Raw genomic sequence first — 6,222 nt, forward strand, 5'->3', positions numbered from 1 at the left:
GCCCAGCGCGGCCACCACGTCGGCATCGAACAGCCCGCGCTGCGCCTCGCGCTGCAGTTGCGCCAGCGCCTCGTCGAACGACAGCGCGGCCCGGCCCGGGCGCGCGGTCTGCAGCATCACCGCCTGCGTCGCCACCGCGAGCACGCGGGCCTCGGGGCCGATCGCCGTGCCCGACACGCCACGGAAGAAGCCGGAGCCGTCGAGCCGCTCGTCGGCATGCGAGGCGAGCTCGGCCTCCGCGGCCAGGCTGCCGATGCGGCGCGCGGCCCGCGCGGTCCAGTACGGCACCAGCCGCAGCCGTTCCATCGCCGATTCGCTCGGCGTGCCGGGCTGGTCCCACAGCGCGTTCGGCACCGCCGCACGGCCCATGCCGTGCACCAGGCCCGCGCGGTACAGCCGCTGGCGCGACGGCGCCGGCAGGCCCAGGCGCTCGGCACAGTCGGCAGCCACCTGCGCGACGCGGCGCGAGTAGCCGGTCAGCCATGGCAGCTTCAGGTCGATCACGTCGGCGATCAGTTCGAGCGAGGTCGTGTCGGTGCCGATGACGGGCGCGGTGTCGACGCAGGCCGGGTCCTGCTCCAGCGTGTGCAGCCAGTCGACCGCGTGGCGGCGCACCGCCTCGACCACCTCGGCGGGGTAGGCCGCATCGGCGCGCGAGGCAAGGTAGCTCAGCGCCCGCTCGAGGTCGTAGACGCGGCTGAAGATCTCCAGGTCGCTCGCGGCCGAGACGATGAACACCTCGACCGGGATGTCGGGCGGGCGCAGGCCGTTCGGCTGGCCGTGGCCGTCGGGGCGCTCGAAGATGCGGCGCAGCGGCAGCTCGACGGCCAGCGGCATGCCCAGCGTGCGCGCCACGTCGCCGGACACCTCGCAGTGGATCTGCGCCACCGGCGCCATCGAGCCGGCCAGGTGCGCCGGCAGCCCGGCCGCGAGCATCGCGCGCCGGCCGCCGACGTCGTCGCCCATCAGCTCGGAGAACTCCGGCGCGTTCGCGGTGCAGCCCGACCAGCGCAGCAGCGAGACGTAGGCGGCGTGCGAGCTCGCGCCGCCCTCGAGGCCGAGTGCCGCCGCGAGCTGGGCCGCGATCCACGCGGTGCGCGCCGAGTGGTCGACCGGCTGGCCCATGCTGAGATCGCCGACGAAGGCGAGCGCCTTGACGGCATCGAAGACGGTGACGCGGGCATCGGGCAGCGCGGCGGACGGGGAGGACATCGGTCGAAGGACTCTGGAAATGGAAAGGGGCCCGCCGCGTGCGGCAGGCCCCTGCATCATGCCGCGATCAGCGGGCGGCCTGCACCGCGTCCAGGATCACCGCCGCCACCTGGGCCGGCTGCGATTGCTGCGGCACGTGGCTGCTGGCGACGCTCGAGACCTTGGCGTTGATCGCCTTGGCCATCGCGCGCTGCTGCTCCGGCACGATCATGTGGTCGTTGTCGGCGACCAGGTACCACGACGGCTTCTGCTTCCACGCAGCGACCGACACCTTCTGCTCGAAGGCCTTCGCCTGGATCGGGCCCTGCGTCGCAACCATCACCGCGGTCGTGGCGGCCGGCAGGTCTTGCGCGAAGTGCTTGCTCATGCCTTCCTGCGTCAGCGACAGGAAGCCACCGCCATCGGCCTTCAGGTGGGCCAGGCCGGCACCGGGTGCGAAGCCCTTGCCGACATCGCCGACCGACTGGCCGGCGTCCGGTGCGAAGGCGGCGATGTAGACCAGGCCGGCGACCTTCGGGTTGTCGCCCGCTTCGGTGATGACCACGCCGCCCCACGAGTGGCCGACCAGCACGACCTTGCCGGGTTGCGCATCGATCGCGCGCTTCGCGGCGGCGACATCGTCGGCCAGCGAGCTCAGCGGGTTCTGCACCGCGACGACGTTCAGGCCCTTGGCCTGCAGCAGCGGCACGACCTTGGCCCAGTCGGAGCCGTCGGCGAACGCGCCGTGGACGATCACGACGCTGGGTTTCGCAGCGTCGGCCGCAGCCGGGGTGGCCGCGCCGGCCGAGGCGGCGACGATGGAAGCGGTGAGGCCGAGGGCGGCCAGCTTGACGAGGTTCATGGTGTGCTCCGGGTGAGATGACAGAGCACGGACTGTCCTCTCAACGAGGGGCAGGCACCATCGGACGATCATCCGATGCCGGGGGAGGTCACCGCGAAGATGCAGTTCCCCCCGTTCGCCCTGAGCAGGGACCGAGCTTGTCGAGGGCCCGTGTCGAAGGGTTGCATCCGAAGCGCGCAAGGCCTTCGACAAGCTCAGTCCGGCCCTTCGACAGGCTCAGGGCGAACGGTGTTCAAGGACCTGTCTTGCTCAGGAGACAGCCTTCACCGGCAACCACCGCAGCAGGTAGCCCGTCATCCGCCGTGCCGCACCACGGTGCGCCGCCGCGAACGCCCTCGCCTGCGCGGCGCGCTGCTCGCGCTCCGGGCTGTCGAGCAAGGCACAGGCCGTGTCGACCCCTGCGGCCATGTCCGCCACCCGCAGCGCCGCGCCGGCCGCCTGCGAGAGTTCCGCGGCCTGCGCGAAATTGAAGGTGTGCGGCCCCATCACGACCGGGCAGCCGCAGGCCGCCGCCTCGATCAGGTTCTGCCCGCCCAGCGGCGCGAAGCTGCCGCCGAGCAACGCCACGTCGGCCATCGCGTAGTACAGCGCCATCTCGCGCATCGAGTCGCCCAGCCACACGTCGGCGCGCCAGGCCTCGGCCGGCGGCGTGTCGCCCCAGCCGCTGCGCCGCGCGAGCGTGAGCCCGGCCGCCTGCACCAGCGCCGCGACCTCGTCGAAGCGCTGCGGATGCCGCGGCACGATCAGCAGCAGCGGGCGGTTCTCTGCGGGGCGCTTTGTCCACTCGGCCAGCAGCATCGCCTCTTCGCCCTCGCGCATCACCGCACCCAGCAGCACCGGCCGCGCCAACGCATGCCGCCATGCCCGGCCGCGCGCGAGCAAGGCCTCGTCCGGCGCCATGTCGAACTTCAGGTTGCCGCAGACGACGACCTCGCGCGCGCCCGACTCGCGCAGCCGCTGCGCATCGGCCTCGGTCTGCGCCAGCACCAGCGTGATCGCCTCGACCGCCGGCCGAAGCACTGCTGCCAGCCGTTCGCCCTGGCGCCGGCTCTTCTCGCTCAGCCGCGCGTTCGCCAGCACCATCGGGATGCCGCTGCCCTGCGCGCGCCGCAGCAGGTTCGGCCAGATCTCGGTCTCCATCAGCACGCCCACGCGCGGGCGGAACTGCTCGAAGAAACGCTGCACGACACCCGGCGTGTCGTACGGCAGCCAGGCTTGCACGTCGCCCTCGCGCAGCAGCGCCTCGCCGGCTTCGCGGCCGGTGGCCGTGCTGTGCGTCAGCAGCAGCCGCAGGCCCGGCCGCTCGGCGCGCAGCGCATCGATCAGCGCCGCCGCGGCACGCGTCTCGCCGAGCGAGACCGCATGCACCCAGACGTCGCCGATCCAGCGCCCATCAAGCTGCTCGCGGTGCTCGCGGTAGTCGCCCAGCCGCTCCAGCACCTTGTGCCGGTACAGCGGCTCGGCCCGGCCGCGCAGCCACAGCCGCAGCAGGTAGGCCGGCTTCAGCGCGGCCAGCAGCAGCGAATAGGCATGCCGCGCCAGCGACTGCCGCCACGTGGCGGCCGGGACGTCGTGCAAGGGATCCACGGTGACCGTCATCCCCGCGACGCGGCGCGCACGACCTGCCAGGTGGCCCACACCAGGTCGACCTCGGGCGTCGGCTCGCGCTCGACCGACACCTGGTGCCGGTGACCATGCGCGATCTGCGGGCCGGTGCGCCACGCGGTCGGGAAGTTGTACAGCTGCACGTGCGGCAGCCCGAGCGCGACCGCGATGTGACTCAGCCCGCTGTCGACGCCGATCACGCCCTGCGTCGCGCCCATGCGGTCGACCAGCGCATCGAGCGACATCGCCGGCCAGACCTCGGCCTCGGCACCGAAGGCCTGCTGCAGGCGCTGCGCCCGCGCCAGCTCCACCGGCCCGGCATGCGGCAGCGCGATGCGCCAGCCGGCGCCGATGAAACGCCGGCCCAGATCGATCCAGTGCGACTCCGGCCACAGCTTGTCGTCGCGCGAGCTGCCATGCACGAACACCAGCGTGCGCTTGGCCAGCGGCTGCGCATCGCAGCGCAGCCCGAACTGCGGCGACCCCTGCACCGTGTAGTTCAGCGCCATCGCAGCCAGCTTGCGCGAGCGGTCGAGCGCATGCACGTGCGGCTCCATCGCGAGCGGCTGGTCGATCAGCCAGCGCGCCGGCCGCTCGAAGCTGGACCCGTCGGTGCGGTTCGCCAGGCCGAAGCTCGGGCCATCGGCCATGCGGGCCACCAGGGCCGACTTGGTCAGGCCCTGCAGGTCGAGCACCGCGTCGTAGCGGTGCTGCCCCAGTTGCGCGCGGAAGGCGCGCCATTCGTCGCGCACCGCGCGCGTCCACCAGGCGCGCCGCCAGCGGCGCTGCGCGCACTCGATCACCTCGCTCACGCCCTGCACGCGCCGCACCAGCGGCGCGAAGCCCGGCTCGACGACCCAGTCGACGTGCGCGTTGCGGTAGACCGCCCGGATGTCGTGGACGACGGGCATCGCATGCACCACGTCGCCGAGCGACGACAACTTGACGATCAGGACGCGCACGAAGACGGCACTGCGGTCAATGCGCGGCAGCGGCGATCTGCGCGTCGGGCTTGGCCACGCGCAACGCGGCCATGAAGTCGGACTCGATGCGGTGCAGCGCCTCCTGCGTGTGCCCTTCGAAGCGCAGCACCAGCACCGGCGTGGTGTTCGACGAGCGGATCAGCCCGAAGCCGTCTTCGTACTCGGCGCGCAGGCCGTCGATCGTGATGATCTCCTTCGCGCCGGGGAAGCGCGCGCCGTCGAGCAGCTTCTGCACGACCACCTTCGGCTCGCCTTCGGCGCAGGGCACGTTCAGCTCGGGCGTGCTGAAGCTGGTGGGCAGCGCGTTCAGCACCTGGCTCGGGTTGCGGCCGCGCGACAGGATCTCCAGCAGGCGCGCCGCGGTGTAGGTGGCGTCGTCGAAGCCGTACCAGCGCTCGCCGAAGAAGATGTGGCCGCTCATCTCGCCGGCCAGCGGCGCCTTCAGCTCCTTCATCTTCGCCTTCACGAGCGAATGGCCGGTCTTCCACATCAGCGGCTTGCCGCCGGCGGCACGGATCGTCGGCGCGAGGCGCTGCGTGCACTTGACGTCGAAGATGATGGTGCCGCCGGGGTTGCGCGACAGCACGTCGGTCGCGAACAGCATCAGCTGGCGATCGGGGTAGATGATGTTGCCTTCCTTGGTGACGACGCCCAGCCGGTCGCCGTCGCCGTCGAACGCGAGGCCCAGCTCGGCGTCGGTCGCCTTCACGGTGCGGATCAGGTCGGCCAGGTTCTCGGGCTTGCTCGGGTCCGGATGGTGGTTCGGGAAATCGCCGTCGACCTCGGAGTACAGCTCGGTCACCTCGCAGCCGAGCGCGCGCAGGATGCCGGGCGCCGACGCACCGGGGATGCCGTTGCCGGAGTCGACGACGATCTTCATCGGGCGGCTCAGCTTGCAGTCGGCGACGATGCGGGCGCTGTACTCGGCCAGCACGTCCATCGTGCCGGTGCGGCCGGTGGCCACGGTGTAGTTCTCCGCTTCCATGCGGATGCGCAGCGCCTGGATCTCGTCGCCGTAGATCGCGCGGCCGGCCAGCACCATCTTGAAGCCGTTGTAATCCTTCGGGTTGTGGCTGCCGGTCACCTGGATGCCGCTGTTGCAGCCGTGCTTGCCGCGCGTGGCGGCCACGTAGTAGAGCATCGGCGTCGTCACGGCGCCGATGTCGACGACGTCGAGCCCGGTCGACGCGAGGCCGCGGATCAGCGCGGCGACGAGGCCCGGCCCCGACAGGCGGCCGTCGCGCCCGACGGCCACGGCCTTCTCACCCGCCTTCAGTGCCTCGCTGCCGAAGGCACGGCCCAGGTGCTCCGCGAACGCTTCGTCGATCGTCTTGCCGACGATGCCGCGGATGTCATAGGCCTTGAAGTTGGACGCAGTCACTTGCATTCGGTTTCTCCTGGAGAGTGGCGGATTGTAGATAGCGTCTGACATGCAGCCTTCGGGCCAGCGCGGGCTCGAAGCCCGGCCCGCGACATGTCCGAAAACGGCGAGTCCTGCGGATTGGAGGTTCGATAATCACGCCATGCCTACCTTCGACTCCGATGCCGCCTATCTGGCCATCAAGGCCCGCGACGCCCGCT

Annotated in this window: 5 protein-coding genes; all 5 read right to left on the bottom strand. The window is 71.6% G+C overall.

The features are described 5' to 3' along the window. Positions 1-1,212, bottom strand: a 1,212-nt coding sequence (locus tag AC1DXV_RS30030; protein ID WP_477937104.1) for an HD-GYP domain-containing protein, incomplete at its 3' end; no start/stop codon positions are given. Positions 1,213-1,279: 67 nt separating this feature from the next. Further along, complete coding sequence (locus tag AC1DXV_RS30035) at positions 1,280-2,053, bottom strand: alpha/beta fold hydrolase (protein WP_477872654.1); 774 nt, start codon at positions 2,051-2,053, stop codon at positions 1,280-1,282. Positions 2,054-2,302: 249 nt separating this feature from the next. Further along, positions 2,303-3,640, bottom strand: coding sequence for a 3-deoxy-D-manno-octulosonic acid transferase (locus tag AC1DXV_RS30040; RefSeq protein ID WP_477937106.1), 1,338 nt, complete (start codon positions 3,638-3,640; stop codon positions 2,303-2,305). 8 nt (positions 3,641-3,648) lie between these two features. Next, entirely contained in the window at positions 3,649-4,620 is a 972-nt protein-coding gene (waaC, locus tag AC1DXV_RS30045; protein ID WP_477937108.1) for a lipopolysaccharide heptosyltransferase I, read from the bottom strand. A 16-nt stretch (positions 4,621-4,636) separates the two neighbouring features. Next, complete coding sequence (locus tag AC1DXV_RS30050) at positions 4,637-6,028, bottom strand: phosphomannomutase/phosphoglucomutase (protein ID WP_477937110.1); 1,392 nt, start codon at positions 6,026-6,028, stop codon at positions 4,637-4,639. Positions 6,029-6,222: the final 194 nt, after the last annotated feature.

The organism is Rhizobacter sp. P3_C12 (genome assembly GCF_056402735.1).